General features: G+C 60.6%; 20 protein-coding genes and 1 pseudogene. 12 read left to right on the top strand and 9 right to left on the bottom strand.

The genetic code is table 11. The annotated features are described in order from the left end of the window. The first annotated feature begins 21 nt into the window (after positions 1-21). Positions 22-2355 carry a catalase HPII gene (gene katE, locus KHP07_RS09355; protein ID WP_352152397.1) on the top strand — a complete coding sequence of 778 codons (2334 nt, stop codon included), beginning with the start codon at positions 22-24 and terminating at the stop codon, positions 2353-2355. Positions 2356-2442: 87 nt separating this feature from the next. Here katE and KHP07_RS09350 read toward each other — a convergent pair whose 3' ends face one another. Genes KHP07_RS09350 through KHP07_RS09335 form a run of 4 tightly spaced genes read right to left on the bottom strand, consistent with a single transcriptional unit; the run spans position 2443 to position 5248 of the window. Beyond that, positions 2443-3162, bottom strand: coding sequence for a PA5502 family lipoprotein (locus tag KHP07_RS09350; RefSeq protein ID WP_078046247.1), 720 nt, complete (start codon positions 3160-3162; stop codon positions 2443-2445). Between the two features lie 37 nt (positions 3163-3199). After that, a complete protein-coding gene (znuB, locus tag KHP07_RS09345; protein ID WP_012721518.1) occupies positions 3200-3988 on the bottom strand; it encodes a zinc ABC transporter permease subunit ZnuB in 789 nt (262 codons plus the stop codon). Further along, positions 3981-4766, bottom strand: coding sequence for a zinc ABC transporter ATP-binding protein ZnuC (znuC, locus tag KHP07_RS09340; protein WP_078046248.1), 786 nt, complete (start codon positions 4764-4766; stop codon positions 3981-3983). The genes znuB and znuC overlap by 8 nt, the downstream gene beginning before the upstream one ends. Next, positions 4766-5248 (bottom strand): Fur family transcriptional regulator, encoded by a 483-nt coding sequence (locus KHP07_RS09335; protein ID WP_012721520.1) that lies wholly within the window; start codon positions 5246-5248, stop codon positions 4766-4768. Before KHP07_RS09335 ends, znuC begins: the two co-directional genes overlap by 1 nt. A 58-nt stretch (positions 5249-5306) precedes the next feature. On the opposite strand from KHP07_RS09335, the gene KHP07_RS09330 reads away from it, so the two are divergent. Continuing rightward, positions 5307-6236, top strand: a complete 930-nt coding sequence (locus KHP07_RS09330; protein WP_214497095.1) for a zinc ABC transporter substrate-binding protein — start codon at positions 5307-5309, stop codon at positions 6234-6236. Positions 6237-6359: 123 nt separating this feature from the next. Here KHP07_RS09330 and KHP07_RS09325 read toward each other — a convergent pair whose 3' ends face one another. After that, a complete protein-coding gene (locus tag KHP07_RS09325; protein WP_214497094.1) occupies positions 6360-7313 on the bottom strand; it encodes a homoserine kinase in 954 nt (317 codons plus the stop codon). 56 nt (positions 7314-7369) lie between these two features. Then, positions 7370-7660: a DUF2782 domain-containing protein gene (locus KHP07_RS09320; protein ID WP_012721523.1), complete on the bottom strand. Its 291-nt coding sequence runs from the start codon at positions 7658-7660 to the stop codon at positions 7370-7372. A 74-nt stretch (positions 7661-7734) separates the two neighbouring features. Between KHP07_RS09320 and polA the strand changes: the two genes are divergently transcribed. Continuing rightward, positions 7735-10512, top strand: a complete 2778-nt coding sequence (gene polA / locus KHP07_RS09315; RefSeq protein WP_214497093.1) for a DNA polymerase I — start codon at positions 7735-7737, stop codon at positions 10510-10512. A gap of 270 nt (positions 10513-10782) precedes the next feature. Here the strand turns inward: polA and yihA are convergent, their stop codons facing one another. Next, positions 10783-11424 carry a ribosome biogenesis GTP-binding protein YihA/YsxC gene (gene yihA / locus KHP07_RS09310; RefSeq protein WP_078046252.1) on the bottom strand — a complete coding sequence of 214 codons (642 nt, stop codon included), beginning with the start codon at positions 11422-11424 and terminating at the stop codon, positions 10783-10785. Between the two features lie 192 nt (positions 11425-11616). On the opposite strand from yihA, the pseudogene KHP07_RS09305 reads away from it, so the two are divergent. From KHP07_RS09305 to KHP07_RS09280, 6 genes and pseudogenes are all read left to right on the top strand, one after another. Further along, positions 11617-11918 (top strand): annotated as a pseudogene (locus tag KHP07_RS09305) (c-type cytochrome). 34 nt (positions 11919-11952) lie between these two features. Next, a complete protein-coding gene (locus KHP07_RS09300) occupies positions 11953-12579 on the top strand; it encodes a c-type cytochrome (protein WP_034110627.1) in 627 nt (208 codons plus the stop codon). A 168-nt stretch (positions 12580-12747) separates the two neighbouring features. Then, positions 12748-13383: a thiol:disulfide interchange protein DsbA gene (gene dsbA / locus KHP07_RS09295; protein WP_033899253.1), complete on the top strand. Its 636-nt coding sequence runs from the start codon at positions 12748-12750 to the stop codon at positions 13381-13383. 10 nt (positions 13384-13393) lie between these two features. After that, on the top strand, positions 13394-14272 hold the full coding sequence (locus tag KHP07_RS09290; protein WP_078046254.1) for an endonuclease/exonuclease/phosphatase family protein: 879 nt from the start codon (positions 13394-13396) through the stop codon (positions 14270-14272). Next, entirely contained in the window at positions 14269-16320 is a 2052-nt protein-coding gene (locus KHP07_RS09285; protein WP_214497092.1) for a GGDEF domain-containing protein, read from the top strand. The genes KHP07_RS09290 and KHP07_RS09285 overlap by 4 nt, the downstream gene beginning before the upstream one ends. Before the next feature lie 88 nt (positions 16321-16408). Further along, entirely contained in the window at positions 16409-17185 is a 777-nt protein-coding gene (locus KHP07_RS09280; protein ID WP_078046256.1) for an N-acetylmuramoyl-L-alanine amidase, read from the top strand. On the opposite strand, the gene KHP07_RS09275 is transcribed toward KHP07_RS09280, so the two are convergent. Further along, the gene (locus tag KHP07_RS09275; protein WP_214497091.1) at positions 17182-18969 is read right to left on the bottom strand and encodes a KinB sensor domain-containing domain; all 1788 of its coding nucleotides are present in this window, start codon (positions 18967-18969) and stop codon (positions 17182-17184) included. The two genes, KHP07_RS09280 and KHP07_RS09275, sit on opposite strands and share 4 nt — an antisense overlap. A 10-nt stretch (positions 18970-18979) precedes the next feature. Further along, positions 18980-20326 carry a sigma-54-dependent response regulator transcription factor AlgB gene (gene algB, locus KHP07_RS09270; RefSeq protein ID WP_025854310.1) on the bottom strand — a complete coding sequence of 449 codons (1347 nt, stop codon included), beginning with the start codon at positions 20324-20326 and terminating at the stop codon, positions 18980-18982. A gap of 378 nt (positions 20327-20704) precedes the next feature. Here algB and KHP07_RS09265 point away from each other — a divergent pair, with 378 nt between their 5' ends. The 3 genes from KHP07_RS09265 (at position 20705) to KHP07_RS09255 (ending at position 21703) form a co-directional block, all read left to right on the top strand. Next, a complete protein-coding gene (locus tag KHP07_RS09265; protein WP_078050844.1) occupies positions 20705-20989 on the top strand; it encodes a hypothetical protein in 285 nt (94 codons plus the stop codon). 79 nt (positions 20990-21068) lie between these two features. Next, positions 21069-21233, top strand: coding sequence for a DUF1328 domain-containing protein (locus KHP07_RS09260; RefSeq protein WP_003170804.1), 165 nt, complete (start codon positions 21069-21071; stop codon positions 21231-21233). Positions 21234-21235: 2 nt separating this feature from the next. Next, positions 21236-21703 (top strand): inhibitor of vertebrate lysozyme family protein, encoded by a 468-nt coding sequence (locus KHP07_RS09255; protein ID WP_214497090.1) that lies wholly within the window; start codon positions 21236-21238, stop codon positions 21701-21703. Positions 21704-21718: the final 15 nt, after the last annotated feature.

The raw sequence follows: 21718 nt of genomic DNA, 5'->3' as shown, positions 1-21718 counted from the left end.
GCATTTTAGCCTGTCCGTATAGTGTTTCTTAGCATTTATTTCGCATTCAACCAGCGATTTGGCAATAACGCGATCAAAGGTCATAAAAAAGGAACGGCCCAAAACCCCATCAGTCACTACTTAAGCAACTCGATTTCCCAGGTGCCGTGCCTGGGGTTTTGCTCAAACGAGCCGGGGATCGCTCTGGCCACTTTGAATAAGGAGTTTTGTCTGATGAGTACCAAGAAGCCAGCCACCCCGCCGAAGAGTGAACTCGCGGGCACCGATACCCTGGACCGTGGCAACACCAACGCCAAGCTACAGGCCCTGGAGACATTCCGTTCCGATGCGACCGGCCAGGCCCTGCGTACCAACCAAGGCGTGAAGATTTCCGACAACCAGAACACCTTGAAAGTCGGTTCCCGTGGCCCATCGCTGCTGGAAGACTTCATCATGCGTGAAAAAATCACGCACTTTGACCATGAGCGCATCCCAGAGCGCATCGTGCATGCCCGTGGCACCGGCGCCCATGGTTATTTCCAGACGTATGAAAACCATTCGGCGCTGACCAAGGCTGGGTTCCTGCGTGACCCAGGGCATAAAACCCCGGTATTCACGCGCTTTTCCACCGTGCAGGGCCCGCGTGGCTCAGGGGATACGGTGCGTGATGTGCGCGGTTTTGCGGTTAAGTTTTTCACCGAAGAAGGCAACTTCGACCTGGTGGGCAACAACATGCCGGTGTTTTTCATTCAGGACGCGATCAAGTTTCCTGACTTCGTGCACGCCGTAAAGCCTGAACCACACAATGAAATTCCTACCGGCGGATCGGCGCACGATACGTTCTGGGACTTCGTTTCGCTGCAGCCTGAATCCGCTCACATGGTGATCTGGGCAATGTCTGACCGCGCCATTCCAAAAAGCCTGCGCAGCATGCAGGGCTTTGGCGTGCACACCTTCCGCCTGGTGAATGCCGAGGGCAAATCCAACTTCGTCAAATTCCACTGGCGCCCTACGGCGGGTACTTGCTCGCTGGTGTGGGACGAGGCGCAGAAGCTGGCCGGTAAAGATACCGACTACCACCGTCGCGATCTCTGGGAAGCCATTGAGATGGGCGACTACCCCGAGTGGGAATTGGGTGTGCAGGTTATCCCCGAGGATAAGGAGCATGCGTTCGACTTCGACATTCTCGACCCCACCAAGCTGATTCCGGAAGAGCTGGTGCCGATCACCCCGCTGGGCAAGATGGTGCTGAACCGCAACCCGGATAACTTCTTTGCAGAAGTCGAGCAGGTCGCGTTTTGCCCGGGCCATATCGTGCCGGGTATCGACTTCTCCAATGACCCGCTGCTGCAAGGTCGGTTGTTTTCCTACACCGATACACAGATCAGCCGACTGGGCGGCCCGAACTTTCACCAGTTGCCGATCAACCAGCCCGTGACGCCGCTGCACAACAACCAGCGTGATGCCATGCACCGCAGCACCATCGATAAAGGTCGTGCGTCCTACGAGCCGAATTCGATTGATGGCGGCTGGCCTAAAGAAACTCCGCCGGCGGCACAGGATGGTGGCTTCGAGACGTATCCGGAGCGCATCGATGCCCACAAGATCCGTGAGCGCAGCGAGTCGTTCGGCGATCACTTCTCCCAGGCGCGCCTGTTCTTCCGCAGCATGAGCAAGCACGAGCAAGAGCACATCATCGCGGCGTATAGCTTTGAGTTGGGCAAGGTAGAGCGTGAGTTCATTCGCGCGCGCCAAGTCAACGAGATCCTGGCGAATATCGACCTGGAACTGGCCAAGCGCGTGGCCCAGAACCTGGGGCTGCCAGCACCGACCCAAGGCACCGTGCCGGAGCGTCAAACCAAGCCGGAGCGCTCGCCAGCGTTGAGCCAGGCGAACCTGCTGCCGGGCGATATCAAGACCCGCAAGGTGGCGATCCTGGCAGCCAATGGCGTGGACGGCGTGGCGATTGCCGCGCTGAAAAAGGCACTCGAGGCAGAAGGTGCGCACGCCAAGCTGCTGGGGCCAACTTCGGCGCCGGTGAAGACGGCCGATGGCAAGAGCCTGCCAGTGGATGCGTCGATGGAAGGTATGCCGTCCATTGCGTTTGATGCGGTGTTCGTCCCTGGCGGGAAGGACTCGGTGAAAGCCCTGAGCGGTGATGGGGTGGCGTTGCACTTCCTGTTGGAGGCGTACAAGCACCTCAAGGCGATTACAGTCGCCAGTGACGCGAAGCCGTTGTTGGACCTGCTGAAACTTGAGGTGGATGCGGGGCTGATCGTGGGATCGGATGCCAAGGCGTTCAAGGCGTTTTTTGCCGCGATCGGCCAGCATCGGGTCTGGGATCGCGAGCCTAAGGCCAAGGCGATTCCGGCTTAAGCTATTGGTTGTCGGTTAGATCGCTATCGCCGGCAAGCCGGCTCCTACAGGTTGATGGGTAGGAGCCGGCTTGCCGGCGATGCTTTTTTAGTCCGCCTTGCGCGGAATCAGCACGACCTGTGCCGGAATGTTCTTCAGAATCTGCCGGTGAATCTTCAGGTCATATCCCGAATCGATACGCTTCACCCGTTTGGTCAGTAACGTGGCCAGCCACGGGTAATCCTCTGTGCGCGGCGCCTGGATGCTCACGTCGCACTGGTAATTCACCACGTCGGTGGCAATTGCGTCCAGCTGGTGGCGCAGTTCTTCGATGTTGGTGAGGTTCAGCGCCACTGTGGTGCTGGGCGCTGCCGGGTCGATGACTTTGGCTGCGGGCTTGGCTTCGGCGGCTTTCAGGGCGGCCTCGGCTTTATCCAGCTCGGCTTTGCGGGCATGCGTGATGGCGCTGTTTACGCCGCCGGTGAGTGCGGGCGCCTTGGGCATCAGGGCGCGGGCACGGCTCAGGGCGGTGGCGGCGGCGTTTACGTCACCTTTTTGCAACACGATCTGGCTGCGCTGCAGATAGGCTTCGGCCAATTGACGCTGGTAGGTCTCGAGCGCCGGGTCGTTGGGCGATTGAGCCTGTAGCGCGGCCAGTTGGTCTTCGGCGGTAGCCAACTCGCTGCTGGCCAGGTTTTGCTCCAGCTGCGCGATGGCCGCAGCGCGTGCGTCCGGGGCCTCGGGGGCGGCGGGCGGTGTGCTTTGACAGGCGCCCAGCAGCAGGGAAAATGCGGCAAGGAGCAGATAACGGGAGGTGAACAGCTTCATTCCTGCGACTCTCTATTTGCGCAAAAAGCGAGCAAGTCTACACCCCTCGACGGGGCAGGACAAAACTCAGCAGAAACAGGGCGGCGGCCGTGACCACAATCGATGGGCCGGCCGGGGTGTCCTTGAACCAGGACAACGCCAAGCCCCCGCACACTGCAAGCATCCCCAACAGGCTTGCGCCGATCGCCATTTGCTCCGGTGAGCGGGCATGGCGCTGGGCAGCGGCTGCAGGAATGATCAACAGCGACGTGATCAACAATACGCCCACTATCTTCATCGCGACAGCAATCACCACGGCGATCAGCAACATCAGGGCCATGCGCAGGCTCGGCACGGGCAAGCCTTCGACCGTGGCCAGCTCTTCGTGCACGGTAATCGCCAGCAATGGGCGCCACAGCGCGACCAGCAACACCAATACGGCCGCGCTGCCGCCGAGAATCCATGCAAGGTCGGTGGGGCTAATCGCCAGCAGATCGCCGAACAGGTAGGCCATCAGGTCGATGCGCACTTCATGCATGAAGCTCAGCACCACCAGGCCCAGGGACAGGGTGCTCGGCGCCAGGATACCCAGCAAGGTGTCGGAGGCCAGTGGCTGGCGCTGTTGCAGGGTCACCAGCAGCACCGCCAGCAACAGGCAGCCCACGGTCACGGCGATGGTCGGGCTGACATCCAGCAAGAAGCCCATGGCCACGCCCAGCAGCGCAGCGTGCGACAGCGTGTCGCCGAAATAAGCCATGCGTCGCCAGACCACGAACGAGCCTAGTGGGCCCGCCACCAACGCCAAAGCCAAGCCTGCCAGCAGGGCGTAGAGCAGAAAATCAGCCATGCTTGCAGCTATCTCCATGAACGTGGGTGTGAGGCGCGGTGGGATCGTCGACCACGGCGCCATGCAAATCGTGGGCGTGGTCGTGATGGTGGTGGTAGATCGCCAGGCTCTGGGCGTTCTTGCCGAATAGCTCGACGAACGCCGGGTCGCCGCTGACCTGCTCCGGGTGGCCGGAGCAGCACACGTGACGGTTGAGGCACACCACTTGGTCGGTGGTGCTCATCACCAGGTGCAAATCGTGGGACACCATCAACACGCCGCAACCATGGCGGTCGCGCAGGCGGGTGATCAGGCTGTACAGCTCGGCCTGGCCGGCGACGTCGACGCCTTGCACGGGTTCATCCAGCACCAGCAGTTCCGGCTCGCGCAACAGGGCGCGGGCCAGTAGCACGCGCTGCATTTCGCCGCCGGAGATGCTTTGCACCGGGCTGTCGATCACCTGTTCGGCGCCGACTTCCTTGAGCGCAGCCTGGGCGCGGGCGCGGTCCACGCCCGGCACCAGGCGCAGGAAGCGCAACACAGAGAGAGGCAATGTCGGGTCGACGTGCAGCTTCTGCGGCATATAGCCGACGCGCAGCTTGGGTTTGCGCCATACGCTGCCGGTATCGGGCTTGAGCAGGCCGAGTACGGCGCGAACCAGCGTGGTCTTGCCGGCGCCATTGGGGCCGATCAAGGTGACGATCTGCCCAGGCTCCACGCTCAGCGCGATGTTATCCAGCACGTTTTGCCCGGCGAACGTGACCCCGACCTGCTCCAGGCGGATTAACGCGTTGCTCATCAAGCCCCCTGGCAGCCCGAGCACAGGCCGACCACTTCGACCGTTTGCCCTTCGACCCGGAAGCCGACATCGGCAGAGCTTTTGATGATGGCGTCGCTGATGCTTTTTTGTTCAAGCTCGATGGCGGCGTGGCACTCGCGGCAGATCAGGAACTGGCCCTGGTGCGCGTGTTCCGGGTGGCTGCAGCCGACGAAGGCGTTCAACGAGGCGATGCGGTGCACCAGGCCGTTTTCCAGCAGGAAGTCGAGTGCGCGGTACACGGTCGGCGGTGCTGCGCGACGGCCGTCTTGCTCACTGAGCACGCCGAGGATGTCGTAGGCGCCCAGCGGCTTGTGGCTCTGCCACACCAGTTCCAGCACGCGGCGACGCAAGGCGGTCAGGCGCAACCCCTTCTGTGTGCACAGGGTGTCGGCCTCCGACAGCGCGGTATGCACGCAGTGAGAGTGGTCGTGGGGACGGCTGGCAAGCGGTGTTTTAGGCATGAGCGGCGACAGATATTTGATAGAGACGTTATTATGTTACCCGTTCCTACGCCATTGAGTGGTCATCGTGTCCCGACTTTTTCCCGTTTTTGTCGTATTTGTCACCAGTTTGTTCATTACTGGCGCCGCTCAGGCCGAGGTCAAGGTGCTGACCAGCATCAAGCCATTGCAGTTGATTGCCGCTGCTGTGCAGGACGGTGTGGCGGTTCCCGAGGTGTTGTTGCCCCCCGGTGCGTCGCCCCATAACTATGCGTTGCGACCATCCGACGTACGGCGCGTGCAGTCGGTGGACCTGCTGTACTGGATCGGCCCGGATATGGAGAGTTTCCTGCCGCGCGTGTTGAAAGGTCGTACGGCCGCGACAGTGGCAGTGCAGGATCTGCCAGGCATGAAGCTGCGTCGTTTTGCCGAAGATAGCCACTCACACGCCGATGAAGCCGACGAACACGACCACGATCACCGCCCGGGCAGCCTGGATGCGCACTTGTGGTTGTCGACGGTGAATGCTCGGGTGATTGCTGCGCGCATGGCGGCTGACCTGGCTGCCGCCGATCCGGCCAATGCCGCGCGGTACCAGAGCAACGCTAAGGCCTTCGAAGAGCGCCTTGATGCGCTGGACGCTCGCCTGAAAGCCCGCTTGGCGCCGATCGATGGCAAGCCTTACTTCGTGTTCCACGAAGCTTTCGATTACTTCGAAGACGCTTACGGCCTCAAGCACACTGGTGTGTTCAGCGTTGCCGCCGAGGTACAACCCGGCGCCCAGCACGTGGCTGCGATGCGTACGCGTTTGCAGGAAGTCGGCAAGACGTGTGTGTTCAGTGAGCCGCCGTTGCGCCCGCGCCTGGCTGAAACGCTGGTCGCCGGCTTGCCGGTAAAGCTGGCGGAGTTGGATGCGTTGGGCGGTTACACGCCGGCTACCGCTCAGGGTTATGAGCAGGTGTTGGAGAAGCTTGGTAACGACCTGGCCGGGTGCCTGGAGTCGTTGTAACAGATGGCGCCTATCTAATGTGGGAGCTGGCTTGCCTGCGATTGCGGTGGGCCTGCGACGACATTGCTGGCTGACCTGACGCTATCGCAGGCAAGCCAGCTCCCACAATGACCGAGTTGGGCTTTAGAGGGCGAACGGCAGCTGGATCGTGACCTGCTGGCGTTGTGCCAAGCGATGCTCGAACTCCGCCGGGTCATGGATCAACACATCCTGGCCGGCAAACGATTCGGCCGCGATCAGGCGTGACAGCCAGAACCGCACACAGGCTACGCGCAACATCGTCGGCCACAGTTCTGCCTCTTTCGCCGTAAACGGACGCAGCCCTGCGTACGCACCCAGCAATGCCCGAGCGCGTTGCCCATCAATCATGCCATCAGCGTCCGAGCACCAGTCATTCAGGGCGATCGCCACGTCGTACAGCATCGGGCCGGAACAGGCGTTGTAGAAGTCGATCAGACCAGTGAGGTGCGTGCCTTCAAACATCGCGTTATCGCGGAACAGGTCAGCGTGCACGTTGGCGCGCGGCAGGGCGAGGATCTGGGCCTTATGCGCTTCGATCTCTGCCAGGGCGTCTTGCAACAGGCGCTGCTGAGCTTCGTTCAAGTGCGAAATAAGCTGCGCGCCTTCGCTGAGCATCCAGTCCAGCCCGCGATCGGTCTTGCGTTCCAGCACCTTTTCGCCTTGCGTCGCCAGGTGCAGGTGGCCAAGCAGGTCGCCTACTTGGGCACAGTGCTGGGCGTTGGCGTCCTTGATGTGCTTGCCGGCCAGGCGCGGTTGCAGCAGCGCTGGTTTGCCTTTCAGTTCGCGCAGGGCCACGCCGTCTGTTGTACGCAGGGCGTAAGGCACGGGCAGGTCGGCGTCGTGGAGCACATCGAGCAGTTCGATGAAAAACGGCATCTCCGCGACTGGGCCGCGCTCAACCAGGGTCAGGACGAACTCGCCCTGCTCCAGGCTGATAAAGAAATTGGTGTTTTCGCTACCGGCGGCAATCCCCTGGAAGTCGATCAGGCGGCCGAGCCCGTAAGGGGCGAGAAAGGTTTCCAGCTCGGGCCGAGCCAGGGGGGTGAACACAGACATGGTTAAAACTGCCAGTACGGGCGCCGCGGTGCGCGGCGCCAATTGAAGTTAAGAAATCATTTCCATTCGAAGATCTTCCATGACGGGATCAGCATATCCGGCTGGTCAGAGCGGATGAAGTTTGCATCGGTTCCGTCCGCGCGCACCAGGAAATACGGGGGCGCCCCCTTCGGGGTAACCTTGATTGCGTACAGGAAACCGTTCTGGCGGTACTCCTGGATGGTCTTGTCGCCTTCCGTGCGAATGGTCACTTCCGGATCGCCTCCGGGGGCGTCGTCTGCCGCCATGGCAGCCATCGGAGCGAGTGCAATCAAGCCAGTCAGCAGCAGGCGATTGAATGTACGCATGATAACCTTGTCCCTTTGTCGTCATTGGTCCGGCTATTCTAGCGCCTGACCCGCCGAAAAGGTTGATTCTGCTCATGAGCCAAGCACCCCTCGTCCTGGTGGACGGTTCTTCTTATCTGTACCGCGCGTTCCATGCGCTGCCACCGCTGACCACCTCCAAAGGCCTGCCCACCGGCGCGGTCAAGGGCGTGTTGAACATGCTCAAAAGCCTGCGCAAGCAATACCCGGACAGTCCGTTCGCGGTGGTGTTCGATGCCAAGGGTGGGACCTTTCGCGATGACATGTACGCCGAATACAAGGCCAATCGCCCAAGCATGCCCGATGACATGCGCCTGCAGATCGAACCCCTGCACCAGAGCGTGATCGCCCTGGGCTTCCCGCTGTTGTGCGTCGAAGGCGTCGAGGCCGATGACGTGATCGGCACCCTGGCCCGCAGCAGTGCGGCCGCTGACCGCCCGGTGGTTATTTCCACCGGGGACAAGGACATGGCACAGCTGGTCGACGGGCACATTACCTTGGTCAACACCATGACCGGTAGCGCGATGGACATCGAGGGCGTGAAGGAGAAATTCGGTGTCGCTCCCGAGCAGATCATCGACTACCTGGCATTGATGGGCGATTCGTCCGACAACATCCCAGGCGTCCCGGGCATCGGTCCGAAGACCGCTTCAGGTTTGCTGGTTGGCGTGAACGGTGGCCTCAAAGAGCTGTATGAGCAATTGGATATCGTGCCGACCCTGCCTATCCGGGGTGCGAAGACGCTGCCGGCCAAGCTGGAAGAGCATCGTGAGATGGCATTCCTGTCCTATCAATTGGCGACGATCAAGGTCGATGTGCCGCTGGACGTGGGCCTGGATGACCTGCACCTGATCGAACCGGACCGTGAAAAACTGCTGGAGCTGTACACGCTGCTGGAGTTCAAGAGCTGGTTTGATGAGATCCAGCGCGATGCCAAGCGAGTGGAGCTCAAGGCAGCTCCTGCGGTTGAAGACGTTGTTGAAGTGGTGGCACCCGCCGAGGCGACTTACACCACCATCCTCGACCAGGCGACGTTCGACATCTGGCTGAAGAAACTCAACGACGCGAAGCTGTTCGCCTTCGACACCGAAACCACCGGGATCGACGCCCAGCGCGCGCAGCTGGTAGGTGTTTCCTTCGCGGTGCAGCCCCATGAAGCCGCGTACATTCCGCTGACCCACTCCTACATCGGCGTGCCGGAGCAGTTGGACCGCGATACCGTGCTGCTGGCCCTGAAGCCACTGCTGGAAGACCCGACCAAGCTCAAAGTCGGCCAGCACGCCAAGTTCGACATGAACATCCTGGCCAACTGCGCCATCGGCGGCGACCCGGCTCATGGCATTACCGTGCGCGGCATCGCCTTTGACACCATGCTTGAATCCTACGTGTTGAACGCCACCGCAACGCGGCATGACATGGACAGCCTAGCCAAGAAGTACTTGGACTACGACACCGTTGCCTTCCAGGACATCGCTGGCAAGGGAGCCAAGCAGCTCACCTTCGATCAGATTGCCCTGGAGCAGGCTGGCCCTTATGCGGCGGAAGACGCCGATGTGACCTTGCGCCTGCACCAGGCGCTGTTTGCGCAACTGGCGGCCATCCCGAGCCTGGCAGGTGTACTCACGGATATCGAGATGCCGCTGGTGCCGGTGTTGGCGCGTATCGAGCGCCAGGGCGCGCTGGTCGACAAGGACTTGCTGGGCGTCCAGAGCATCGAGCTGGGCAACAAGATGGTCGAGCTCGAGCGCCAGGCGTTTGAGATCGCCGGCGAAGAGTTCAACCTGGGTTCGCCCAAGCAACTTGGCGCAATCCTGTACGAAAAACTCGGCCTGCCAGTGCTTAAAAAAACCGGCAAGGGCCAGGCTTCGACCGCCGAAGAAGTTCTGGCCAAGCTGGCCGAAGATGATTACCCGCTGCCCAAGGTGCTGATGCAGTACCGCAGCATGAGCAAGCTCAAAAGCACTTACACCGACCGGCTGCCGGAACAGATCAACCCGCGCACCGGGCGTATCCACACCTCGTATCACCAGGCGGTGGCGGCGACCGGGCGGTTGTCTTCCAGTGATCCGAACCTGCAGAACATCCCGGTACGTACCGCCGAAGGGCGGCGGATTCGCCAGGCGTTCATTGCGCCAAAGGGCTACAAATTGCTGGCGGCGGACTATTCGCAGATTGAGCTGCGGATCATGGCCCACCTGTCGAAAGACGAGGGGTTGATGAATGCCTTCCGTCACAACCTCGACGTACACACGGCCACGGCGGCCGAGGTGTTCAAGGTTGAATTGGGCGAGGTCACCTCCGACCAGCGTCGCAGCGCCAAGGCGATCAACTTCGGTTTGATCTATGGCATGGGCGCGCAGAAGCTGGGCAAGGACATTGGCGTCGATACCAAGACGGCCAAGGCGTACATTGATGTGTATTTCGCCCGTTATCCCGGTGTTCGCGAGTACATGGAACGCACCCGGGCCCAGGCGTCCGACCAAGGCTACGTCGAGACTTTCTTCGGTCGTCGCCTCTACTTGCCGGATATCCACTCCAACAAGCCACAGGAACGCGCGGCCGCTGAGCGCACTGCGATCAACGCGCCGATGCAGGGCACGGCGGCAGATATCATCAAGAAAGCCATGGTGTTGGTGGATAACTGGCTGACCGACTCAGGCCTGGATGCCAAGGTGATCCTGCAGGTACACGATGAATTGGTGCTGGAAGTGCGTGAAGACCTCGTCGCGCAAGTCAGCGAGAAAATTCGCGAGCACATGAGTGCGGCTGCCCAGTTGGACGTACCGCTGCTGGTGGAAGTGGGTGTAGGCGATAACTGGGACGAAGCACACTGATGACGGGGCTCCTGCCACCACCTTGCGTGGTGGCAGAGTGCTTTAGTCCAGAAGTCTTCGTCGGTTATTTCCAATAGTTTTTTGAACCTGCCGGAACTTAACCTGTGAACTGCTACTCAGAGTTACTGAATGGGTGGTGAAGCCCTTCAATGCTCCTATGTTGTGTTAAGTGTTGGCAGATATCTGGACCCCGCCCTAGCGGTCCGGAACTTGAACCCCGAACTTCCCCTCCCCATACGAAGTCCGGGGTTTTTTTTGCCTGCAGAAAAGTTACTCCGCGATTTCTGCGCCCTTGTCTGCCAGCTCCATCCAGCCGGCCAATACGGTGTAAGCCTCTTCCAAGCCCAGGCGTTTAGGCGCCGAGAACAGCTGAATGGTGATCGTATCGCCCCAGCCCTTACGGATTTCCGACTGCACTTTGAGCAGAGTGTTCTTGGCGGCGCCGTAGGTCAGCTTGTCGGCCTTGGTCAGCAGGATATGCATCGGCATGCCGCTGGCGACAGCCCAATCGAGCATCAACAGGTCGAAGTCGGTCATCGGATGGCGGATGTCCATCATCAGAATCAAACCCTTCAAACTCTCTCGGCCGCCCAGGTAAGCCTCCAGGTGACGCTGCCAGTGCAGCTTCAGCGGGATGGGTACTTTTGCGTAACCGTAGCCCGGCAGGTCGACCAGACGCCGATCATCGTCTAGCTTGAAGAAATTGAGGAGTTGCGTACGGCCCGGGGTTTTCGAGGTGCGTGCCAGGCTGGCGTGAGTCAGGGTGTTCAACGCGCTGGACTTGCCGGCGTTGGAGCGACCGGCAAAGGCGACTTCAAAGCCTTCGTCATCGGGGCATTGGTCAACTTTGGCGGCGCTGAGCATGAACGTGGACTGTTGGCACAGGCCGAGGATGGGATTCTTGAGTTGCATGAGTTTTCCGATGTGGGCGGTGCCGAGAAAGGGTGCGGCAAGCGGTGTCGTTTCCGTTTCAGTAGCGCCAGTATATAATGCCGCAGATTTTGTGTGTGCTTTGTCCCAGCGAAGGATGAAGTTCACGGGAGCGATAGACCTTTATTGCGCATTAGAACGCAAAACGCTCTCAAACCCTGAAATGGTCGACGTATGACCAAGTGGTTGCTCGCTATCGGTGTCCTGCTCCCGCTTTACGGCGCTCAGGCTACACAGGATCCGGAAGCGGTGTACAACCGAGTTTGCGTGGCTTGCCTGCCGGCCAGTTGCCCAACGCCCCCGTACGGGGTGACGAGGCAGCCTGGGCGCCAAGACTGGCGCAAGGCATGGACACGCTGGTGCAACACGTGACCCAGGGTTTCAAGGCAATGCCGACGCGTGGTTTGTGCATGGACTGCAGTACTGAGGATTACCAGGCCGTCATTGAGTTGATGGTGAGTAAACCCGGTAGATAACTCTTAAACCCCTTAGCCGTAGTTGGATTAGCTGATGAACAAACTGATCGTGAGTCTGCTGTTGACCTTGGGCATCACAGGCGTTGCCGTCGCTGCAGAGGGCCCCCTGAAAGGTGATGCCACTGCCGGTCAAGCGAAAGCCGCCGTATGTGGTGCCTGCCATGGACCGGATGGTAACAGCCCGGCGCCGAACTTCCCCAAACTGGCCGGCCAGGGTGAACGTTACCTGACCAAGCAACTGCACGACATCAAGGATGGCAAGCGCACGGTCCTGGAAATGACCGGCTTGCTGACCAACCTCAGCGATCAGGACTTGGCAGACCTCGCGGCGTATTTTGCCAGCCAGAAAGGCAGTGTGGGAGCTGCTGATCCGAAACTGGTGGCCCGTGGTGAGAAACTATTCCGCGGCGGCGACCTGGAAAAAGGCCTGCCAGCCTGCACCGGCTGCCATTCGCCCAATGGCGCGGGCATCGCCGCCGCCGGCTTCCCGCATCTGAGTGGCCAGCATGCGACCTACATCGCCAAACAGTTGACCGATTTCCGCAAGGAAGAGGCGGGACGCGCCAACGATGGCGACGCGGCGATCATGCGCACCATCGCCCGCAAGCTGAGTGATGAAGACATTGCGGCGGTCTCCAGCTACATCCAGGGCCTGCACTGAGGTGCAGGCAACGTTAACACTCGATTAATCCCGTGATGCAAGCATAAAAAGGGTGGCCCAGGCCGCCCTTTTTTGTGGCCGGTGCCGTTACACTAACGAACTCATGCCCGCGTAGACCTGTCACAACAAAGGTCGCGTGAGGCGACTTTATTTGTCCAGGAGTAAAGCATGCGTAATCTGATCCTCAGCGCCGCTCTCGTCACTGCCAGCCTCTTCGGCATGACCGCACAAGCCGCCGACGTGCCGCTTGAAGCCGGTAAAACCTACGTTGAATTGGCTAACCCGGTTCCGGTCTCGGAGCCAGGCAAGATCGAAGTGGTGGAGCTGTTCTGGTATGGCTGCCCGCATTGCTACGCTTTTGAGCCGACCATCAACCCATGGGTCGAGAAACTGCCTAAAGACGTGAACTTCAAACGTATCCCCGCCATGTTCGGCGGCCCATGGGATGCTCACGGCCAACTGTTCCTGACCCTGGAAGCCATGGGTGTGGAGCATAAGGTTCACAACGCGGTATTCGACGCGATCCAGAAACAAGGCAAGCGCCTCACCAAACCAGACGAAATGGCTGACTTCGTGGCCACCCAAGGTGTCGACAAGGACAAGTTCCTGGCGACCTTCAACTCCTTCGCCATCCAGGGCCAGATCAAGCAGGCCAAGGAGCTGGCGCAGAAGTACGGCGTGCAAGGTGTACCGACCATGATCGTCAACGGCAAATACCGTTTCGACCTGGGCACCTCCGGTGGTCCTGAGCAAACCCTCAATGTTGCCGACCAGCTGATCGCCAAAGAGCGCGCAGCCAAGTAAGGGGCCCGTCATGCGCCGCTGGGGTACCGAACGTGTGGTTGGCTTGCATGATCCGCAGGTCAACGAACATCACCTGGAAACCACGGGCCTGCCGGCAGACAGCCGCCTGCGCCTGCTGAGCTTCAATATCCAGGTGGGCATCAGTACCGAGAAGTACCGGCACTACCTCACCCGTGGCTGGCAGCACTTGCTGCCCCACAACGGGCGTGCCGGCAACTTGCAAAAAATCGGCAACCTGTTGAACGACTTCGATCTGGTTGCCCTGCAGGAAGCCGACGGCGGCAGCATGCGCTCCGGTTACATCAACCAGGTGGAGCACCTGGCCCAGCTCGGGGCTTTCCCCTACTGGTACCAGCAGCTCAATCGCAACCTCGGGCGCCTGGCACAGCACAGCAATGGCGTGCTCAGCCGCTTGAAGCCCTCCGCTATTGAAGATCACCCGCTGCCGGGCCCCAAGGGCCGGGGGGCGATCCTTGTACGCTTTGGCGAAGGCCCAGAGGCCTTGGTTGTGGTGATGATGCACCTGGCGTTGGGGGCTCGCACCCGCACCATGCAGTTGGCCTACATCCGCGAGCTCATTGGCAATTACAAACACCAGGTGCTGATGGGGGACATGAACACCCACGCCAGCGACCTGCTGCAGAATTCTCCGTTGCGCGACCTCGGGCTCCTGGCTCCGCAAGCCGAAGCCACGTTCCCCAGTTGGCGCCCGCAACGCTGTCTTGACCATATCCTGCTCAGCCCTACCCTCACACTCGAGAGCGTGCAGGTGCTGGCGCAGCCCATCTCCGATCACCTGCCGGTCGCGGTAGAGATTCGTCTGCCGGGTTCGCTCACGGCTGATGCATTACCCGCGTTGAGCCCCGGCCCTCGCGGACCCCTTGCATGAGCGACGACGCCCAGCGCTGGAAAGAGAAATACCTCAAAAGCATCGAGCAACAAGATAAGCTCGAACGCCGTTGGGCTGCCCGCCTCGACCTGCTGCGCCGTGGGCTGGTGCGCAGCACGCTGGCTGCTGAGGGCACCGACCGCGCGGTGGACCAGTGCATGAAGGAAATGCGCGACGTTGTCCGTACCGATGATATGGATGCCGCTCTTGCCGCCTTGCTGCCGCGCCTGGAAAAAGCCGTGCTGGATTCGGAGCAGCGCCGCGAAACCCGGGTCGACCAGATCAGTACTGCGTTGACCTCCCTGGTCAGCCAACTGCAAAAACTGCCATTACCTCGTGAAGTGGCCCGGCCGCTGAAGACGTTCGCCAAGCAGCTGGACGGCCGTGTCAGCCAGGCACGTGAGATCCCCTTGCTGCTCAGCGAATTGAGCAGCCTGCAGGGCCAGGCGCTGAACAATCTGGAGCCGGACGGTGAAGTCGCGCGGCCTGGGCCTGGGCTTCTGCAGCGACTGTTCGGTTCCAAAGAGGTCGAGAACGAGGCCGTGGCAAGCGATCCAGCACCCGGCCCGGCACCCCGACCCGCAGCGGCCAAGCCTGTTGCCGAATCTGAATCGCCCGAGCCTGAGCAGTCGGAGGAACTGACGCAAGCCTTGCGCGCCTTTGAGCCACAGCCTCAAGCAATGCTCGCCCCTGCAGTAGAGCCGGCCGCACCTGCCAAGGTTGTCGAAGCCGTCAGCGAAACGTTTGTCTACGAGGCCCCGGTTCAAACTGCTCCCGTTGAACTGCCCGCAGCGCGTGTAGAGCCCGAACCCCAGGCCGAAGCAGTTGCACCGGAAAGCGCCCTCGCCGCCTTCATCGAAACGCCTGACGTTCAGGTCGACACCCCGGACGAGACCGTCATCGGCAGCCTGTCGCTGCCGCCGGTGCTGGAGGCCGAGGAGCCCGATCCTAACGAGTTGCAAGCGGACGGCACGTATTCCTTACCGGATTCGCCGGAGCCGTCCTACAGCTCCGTGGCCAAACACATTGAAGACACCCTGCTCGGGCTTCTGGAGGAATTGTCGCTGCCCGAGCGCCACCGGCCCCAGGCCGAAGCCATGCGCGAGCGCCTGGCCCACGGCTTGAACTGGTACGAACTGCTACCGATCCTCGACGACTTGGCTGTGTTAATGCTGGCAATTACCGACAGCGGTCAGCATGAGTTCGAGGCTTACCTCAAGCAGCTCAACGAGCGCCTCGAAGCGTTCCAAGGGCATTTGCAGGTTGCCAGCGACGGCCATGCCGATAGCCGCTCCGCCGCCCGGGAGCTGGATACACAGATCCGCGAACAGGTCGATGGCCTGCAAAGCAGCGTGCAGGAGGCCGCCGACCTGGACAGCCTCAAGCACGTATTGGAAAGCCACCTCGAAGGCCTGCTCGGCACCATGGATGAGCACCAGCAGCAGCGTGACCTGCGCGAGCAGGAAACCGCGGCGCGCCTGAGAGGCTTGGCTGAGCGGGTCGCCAACATGGAGCAGGAAGCCCAGGGCTATCGCGAGCACCTGGAGGTACAACGCCAGAAAGCCTTGATCGATCCGCTCACCGGCCTGCCCAACCGCGCCGCGTGGAGTGAGCGTCTGGATCAGGAGGTCAACGACTGGCATCAACGTGGCAACAGCCTGTCGCTCGCGATGCTGGACTTGGACCACTTCAAGCGCATCAACGACGGCTACGGCCACCTGGCTGGCGACAAAGTACTGAAAATCATCGCTAGCGTGCTGCGTAAACGCCTGCGCCCTAGCGACTTTATCGCGCGTTTCGGCGGTGAGGAGTTTGTCCTGCTGATGCCGGACTCATCCCTGGCGGACGCCCTGGCTGCGGGCGAGGTGTTACGTGCAGCGATTGAAGCCTGCCCGTTTCACTTCAAGGGTGAGCCGGTGACGATCACCGTGTCCATGGGCGTGGCGCAGTTCCAGCCGGGAGAGCGCAGCGACCTGGCACTCAAGCGCGCTGATGCAGCCTTGTATCGGGCCAAGGCCGCCGGGCGGAACCAAGTGCAGGCCGCCTAAAAGATGTTCCATTTTGTAATTTGACGGTTGGGTCACAAACGGTACGTTACACTGTTGCATTATCGTCTTTAGCGTAACGTCTTCCGCCATGAAATCCTTGTACATCGCCTTTGTGTTTCTTCTTCTCGCGGGCTGCGCCAGCGGCCCTCGCCTGGACACCACCCACCCCTCGGTGAACTACGACAACCGCGTGCAGTTCATTGTCGTGCATTACACCTCCACCAACCTTGAACGCTCCCTGGCATTGCTCACCCACGGCCAGGTCAGCAGCCATTACCTGATCGGCGACGATGCGTCGGGCACCCTCTACAAGCTGGTGGATGAGAGCAAGCGCGCCTGGCATGCCGGCGAAAGCGAGTGGATGGGCCGCACCTGGCTCAACTCCAGCTCCATTGGTATCGAGATCGTGAACCCTGGCTACAAAGACACGCCGACAGGCCGCCTGTGGTATCCGTACTCCGAGGCGCAGGTGCAGTCCCTGGTGGTGTTGCTCAAGGACATCATCAAACGCAACGGCATCGACCCCAAGAACATCATTGGCCACAGTGACATTGCGCCGCTGCGTAAGCTCGACCCGGGCCCTCTGTTCCCCTGGAAGCGCCTGGCAGATGAGGGCCTGGGTGTCTGGCCGGATGCCCAGGCCGTGGCGCGTTTCCAGGTGCAGTACGCCACGGAGCTGCCGAGTATCACCTGGTTCCAGGAAGAATTGGCTCATCTGGGCTATCAGACACCCCAGACCGGCGAGCTGGATGTGGCCACGCGTCATGTGATCGCGGCGTTCCAGATGCATTTCCGGCCGTCGCTGTTTGATGGCACGCCGGATGCGGAAAGTGCCGCGATCCTGCGCGCGTTGAACCGCCGCTAGAGCGGCAACGCCATATAGAACTGAGTGCCCTGCCCCGGCCGCGAATACACGCCCATGCGGCCGCCGTGCAGTTGCACGATTTCCTTGCACAGCGCCAGGCCCAGGCCGGCGCCGCCTTTCTTGCGGCCCACCTGGACGAAGGGTTCGAAGATCCGGCCCTGCTGCCCATAGGCGATGCCTTCGCCGTTATCCTCGACGCTGATGATCACCCGCTCGCCATGGCGTCGCGCCTGCAGGCGAATCTGCCCGCCTGCAGTGGTGTGGCGCAGAGCGTTGCCCAGCAGGTTGTCCAACACGCGCTCAAGCTGTGCCTGGTCCGCGTACAACCGAGGCAGGTCGGATTGGGCTTCTACCAGCAGTTCGATGTCTTGCGCCTTGGCCGGCTCGGCGAAACGCACACGGGCGTGTTCCAGCAGGTCGGTCACATCGCACGGCCCTAGGGTGAGTTTCTGCAGGCCGTTCTGGTAGCGGGAGAAGTTGAGCAGGTCGTTGATCAGCTGCATCAAGCGCTGCATTTCTTCGTTGACCGTGTCCAGCAGGTCCGCTTCACGGGACTCTGCCGGAAACTTCGCGCGTTCTCGGAACAGTCCGAACGCCATGTGCATGCCGGTCACCGGCGTGCGCAGCTCATGGGAGGCGCGCAGGACGAACTCGCTGCGCACCCGTTCGAAGGCGCGTTGTTCGGTGACGTCATGCAGCACCATCACCGCGCCGAGGATGTGTCCTTGGGTATGGCTGACAGGCGTCAGGCTGTAGGTCAGCAGGCGCAACTCGCCCTCGACCTCCACTTCCAGATCGTCCGGCGCCCGTTCCAGGTTGCCGCCGCGCAATACCAGTTGCAGCTGCTCGTCCAGTTCCGGGCGCACCAGTGCTTCGCCAAGACCTTGGCCCAGGCGCGCCTCGTCCCAGCCCAACTGGCGCTGGGCCACCGGGTTGAGGTGTTCCAGGCGGCCTTCGCGGTCAATCATCAGGAGGCCATCGTCGATGCTGTCGAGCACCGCCTGCAGACGCTGTTGACCGGCCAGCAGCTCATCGACGTTGGTCGCCTGATGCTGGCGCAACGCCTCGGCCATGATGCCGAAACGTCGGGTCAACTGGTTCATTTCCGCCGCAGACGAGATCGGCAGCGTCACTTCGAAATCACCTTGCCCGATCTTGTCCGCGGCCTTGGCCAGCGCTTCGATAGGCCCGCCAAAGCGTCGGGCAATGCCATGTGCCGTCACAAACCCGATGATCAGGACCGCAAGCCCCACCAACCCCAGCAACCCGGCGATCAGCAGCGCGCGCTCACGAGATTTGTGCTCGCTGTTGCTGATATTTTCCAGCGCCTGTTTGTGTTCGTTGATGAGGCCATTGCGCAGCGTATTGAAGGTGTCGGTAAGTTTTTCCTTAGTGCCGGGAGGGGGCGTCGGTTGCTGGGACTCGTCGAAGGCTTCCAGCAATTGCTGATACTGGCCGCGGGCCTCGCTGAAGCCCGTCCCGTGCCGGTCGCGCTGTTCATGGGCGATGCCCTGATCCAGCAGGTCGAAATAGTGCTGCTTGGAGGCTTGAAGTGCCTCGGGGTCGGGGCGCTCCTCCAGCATCATGATCAACTGATCACCCAGGCTTTGGCGCAGCTTGAGGCCCAGGTCCAGGGTGATGAAGTTGCTGCGAATCAGGGACTCCTGGGTCTTGGCCATTTGCATGACGCTCACCAGGCCCAGGATCAAGCCCAACAGGGCAACGGTGATCAGCGCTGAGATGCTCAGGAATAACCGAGTGCGCAGCTTCATCGCTAACTTCATAGGGTACAGCTCACAGGTTGTACTGTTTGCGTTTGCGGTACAGGGTCGACGCGTCGATACCCAGGGTGCGAGCCGCCTGGTCCAAGGTGTCGCTGGTGGCGAGCACGGCGCCGATGTGGGCTTTCTCCAGCTCGTCCAGGCTCAATGCCGCACCGATACGCGGGGCATTGTTGGTTGGCTGTTCGGCCATCCCCAGGTGGCTGATTTCCACCTTCTCCTGTGGGCAGATGATACTGGCACGCTCCACGACGTTACGCAGTTCACGGATATTCCCCGGCCAGCGGTAGTTGAGCAGTGCTTCGCGCGCTTCATCGCTGAAACCCCGTGCCGGTCGGGCATATTCCTTGACGAAACGTGCCAGGAACCGATCGGCCAGGGTCAGAATGTCTTCACTGCGCTCGCGCAGTGGCGGCAGATGCAAGGTGATCACGTTGAGGCGGTACAGCAGATCCTCCCGGAAGCGGCCGTCACGCACCATGTCTTCCAGGTTCAGGTTAGTGGCGGCGAGGATGCGTACATCGGCACGGCGGGTAACCGGGTCGCCCACACGCTCGTATTCCTTGTCCTGGATAAAACGCAGCAATTTTGGTTGCAACGTGAGTGGAAAATCGCCGATTTCATCGAGAAACAACGTGCCGCCATCCGCTTGGTTGACGCGACCCAACGTGCTCTCGCTGGCACCGGTAAAGGCACCACGGCTATGGCCGAACAATTCGCTTTCCATCAGCTCTGCCGTCAGCGACGGGCAGTTGATGGTCACGCAGGATTTCTTCGAGCGTTTACTCCAACCGTGAATGGCGCGGGCCAGCTCACCTTTACCGGTACCGGATTCACCCAGGATCAGAATGTTGGCGTCGGTGCCGGCCACTTGGCGCGCGGTCTCCAGCACTACCATCATCGAAGGGCTGTGAGAGTCGAGGCCGTCTTTCGGCTGGCGTACTTCGCCTTCGAGGGCTTCCAGGCGCGCGGAGAGTTGGCGCACTTCCAGTTGCTTGGCAGTGGCGAGCCGCAATTGATCGGGGCTGCAGGGCTTTACCAGATAGTCGGCGGCACCGGCCTGGATTGCATCCACTGCGGTATCGACTGCCGAATGCGCGGTGACAATCACCACGCGCATCCACGGCGCTTGGATGCGCATCTGGGCCAGCACGTCCAGGCCATTGTCTTCGCCCAGGCGCAGGTCGAGGAAGCACAGGTCGAACACCTGGCGCTGCATCAGGGTATCGGCCTGGGCAGCGCTGTTGGCGGTGGCTACGGTGTAGCCTTCATCTTCCAGGCAATAACGGAAGGTGCGGAGGATCGCGGATTCGTCATCCACTAAAAGAATGCGGCCTTGAAGTTCCTTGGCTGATTCCATCTGTCCCGCGCTCCTTAAACTATGAATGATGGTGTTTAGTCCCGGAATAATCGGGCAAGTTGCATGGTTTATTCTGATCGATAAATAGCATCGTCGTGCAGGTATCTGCACCGCTTCCTACAAAGCCCCGCCTGATGGCGTTTTCATGCCGTCTTGCCACTTCGGCAACGCACTCTGCGTGTTCTATCCCTTGATCCGACCGCTGGCCATCGTGCATTTCGCACGGCCCGCGAGGGGGCATCGTGCAGGATGCTGGGCGTGTGTCGGATTAATAATATTTAACTTATTGATTTTATTGAGTTTTATTTTGTAAAAAAGCTGGCATGCGCTCTGCAATAGCTCTCCCAACGAATAATCAAAATGCGGGAGAACAACAGCATGACTCGCCAAAGCCTCAGCCAATTGCGTGTGTCGCCACTGCGCTTGCAACAAGGTCTGTTTGCCAGCCTGGCCTTGATGGTCACGCTGATTGGCGGCCAACAGTTGCAACATTGGCAGCAGAGTCAGCAGCAGATTCCCCAGTTCGAACGTCCAGCCATGACTCAAACCCATTTCCGTTCCGTTGGCAGCGTAGCTGCCGACGTAACAGCCCCGCAATTGCGGATGGTTGACCAGGAATCTTCCCTGAGTGAACTGCCATCCCAGGAGCGTTGGGTGTTCTAGGCACCATAAGGCCGCTCCTGTTGAGTGGCCGCACGGCACTACCGCTGTTACCTCTTAAAGAAGCATAAGGAGAATCACCATGTTGAGTTGGGCAATCACATTTCTGATCATCGCCATTGTGGCTGCAGTCCTGGGCTTCGGTGGTATCGCGGGCACCGCCACGGGTATCGCAAAAATTCTGTTTGTGGTCTTCCTGGTGATGTTCATCGCTTCCTTCTTCTTTGGTCGTCGCGGCCGAGGCTGAACATGACCACTTTGTCCTTCAAAGCCATTACTGCCGCCCTGCTTCTGGGCGGCAGCGGCTTGGCAATGGCCGCCAATGACGGCCAGTCCCGAGCCAACGAATTGCTCAGCGCGGACCCGCAATACCGCGAGACCTGGCGAGGCGTGGTGAAGAAAGAAGAGCGTCTGCCGGAATGGGTCATGAACCTGTCAGGCACCGCCGAGCAAATGAATGCCGTGGAAGAAGATGGCGACAAGTACTTGGTCGGGCCGCTCTGCGAAACCGCAGACACCTGCTTGAACAAGCGCCTGATTGTTGCCTTCAGCCTCGACAAGGAAGACGCCTACGCCATGTTGGTGGAAGTCCCGGCCGGTCTGCCGGCGGACAAGTCCCCGACGCGGCACGCCGATTACCGTTTTATCGGTAAGCCGGATGAGGGCATGCAGAAGCTGCTGATGGAGCAGCTGAAGAAAGATCCTAATTGGTACTAGGTTCCGTCTGACGAC

Origin of the sequence: Pseudomonas sp. VS40, from assembly GCF_018587885.1 — a bacterium.
Lineage (GTDB): Bacteria > Pseudomonadota > Gammaproteobacteria > Pseudomonadales > Pseudomonadaceae > Aquipseudomonas > Aquipseudomonas pergaminensis.
This window is presented reverse-complemented; position numbering and strand designations above follow the sequence as displayed.

Bases quoted from the DNA above. Each gene is read 5' to 3' on its own strand.
- KHP07_RS09350 (WP_078046247.1), bottom strand. From the start codon at position 3,162: ATGAAGCTGTTCACCTCCCGTTATCTGCTCCTTGCCGCATTTTCCCTG.
- znuB (WP_012721518.1), bottom strand. From the start codon at position 3,988: ATGGCTGATTTTCTGCTCTACGCCCTGCTGGCAGGCTTGGCTTTGGCG.
- znuC (WP_078046248.1), bottom strand. From the start codon at position 4,766: ATGAGCAACGCGTTAATCCGCCTGGAGCAGGTCGGGGTCACGTTCGCC.
- KHP07_RS09335 (WP_012721520.1), bottom strand. From the start codon at position 5,248: ATGCCTAAAACACCGCTTGCCAGCCGTCCCCACGACCACTCTCACTGC.
- KHP07_RS09325 (WP_214497094.1), bottom strand. From the start codon at position 7,313: ATGTCTGTGTTCACCCCCCTGGCTCGGCCCGAGCTGGAAACCTTTCTC.
- KHP07_RS09320 (WP_012721523.1), bottom strand. From the start codon at position 7,660: ATGCGTACATTCAATCGCCTGCTGCTGACTGGCTTGATTGCACTCGCT.
- polA (WP_214497093.1), top strand. From the start codon at position 7,735: ATGAGCCAAGCACCCCTCGTCCTGGTGGACGGTTCTTCTTATCTGTAC.
- yihA (WP_078046252.1), bottom strand. From the start codon at position 11,424: ATGCAACTCAAGAATCCCATCCTCGGCCTGTGCCAACAGTCCACGTTC.
- KHP07_RS09300 (WP_034110627.1), top strand. From the start codon at position 11,953: ATGAACAAACTGATCGTGAGTCTGCTGTTGACCTTGGGCATCACAGGC.
- dsbA (WP_033899253.1), top strand. From the start codon at position 12,748: ATGCGTAATCTGATCCTCAGCGCCGCTCTCGTCACTGCCAGCCTCTTC.
- KHP07_RS09290 (WP_078046254.1), top strand. From the start codon at position 13,394: ATGCGCCGCTGGGGTACCGAACGTGTGGTTGGCTTGCATGATCCGCAG.
- KHP07_RS09285 (WP_214497092.1), top strand. From the start codon at position 14,269: ATGAGCGACGACGCCCAGCGCTGGAAAGAGAAATACCTCAAAAGCATC.
- KHP07_RS09280 (WP_078046256.1), top strand. From the start codon at position 16,409: ATGAAATCCTTGTACATCGCCTTTGTGTTTCTTCTTCTCGCGGGCTGC.
- KHP07_RS09275 (WP_214497091.1), bottom strand. From the start codon at position 18,969: ATGAAGTTAGCGATGAAGCTGCGCACTCGGTTATTCCTGAGCATCTCA.
- algB (WP_025854310.1), bottom strand. From the start codon at position 20,326: ATGGAATCAGCCAAGGAACTTCAAGGCCGCATTCTTTTAGTGGATGAC.
- KHP07_RS09265 (WP_078050844.1), top strand. From the start codon at position 20,705: ATGACTCGCCAAAGCCTCAGCCAATTGCGTGTGTCGCCACTGCGCTTG.
- KHP07_RS09260 (WP_003170804.1), top strand. From the start codon at position 21,069: ATGTTGAGTTGGGCAATCACATTTCTGATCATCGCCATTGTGGCTGCA.
- KHP07_RS09255 (WP_214497090.1), top strand. From the start codon at position 21,236: ATGACCACTTTGTCCTTCAAAGCCATTACTGCCGCCCTGCTTCTGGGC.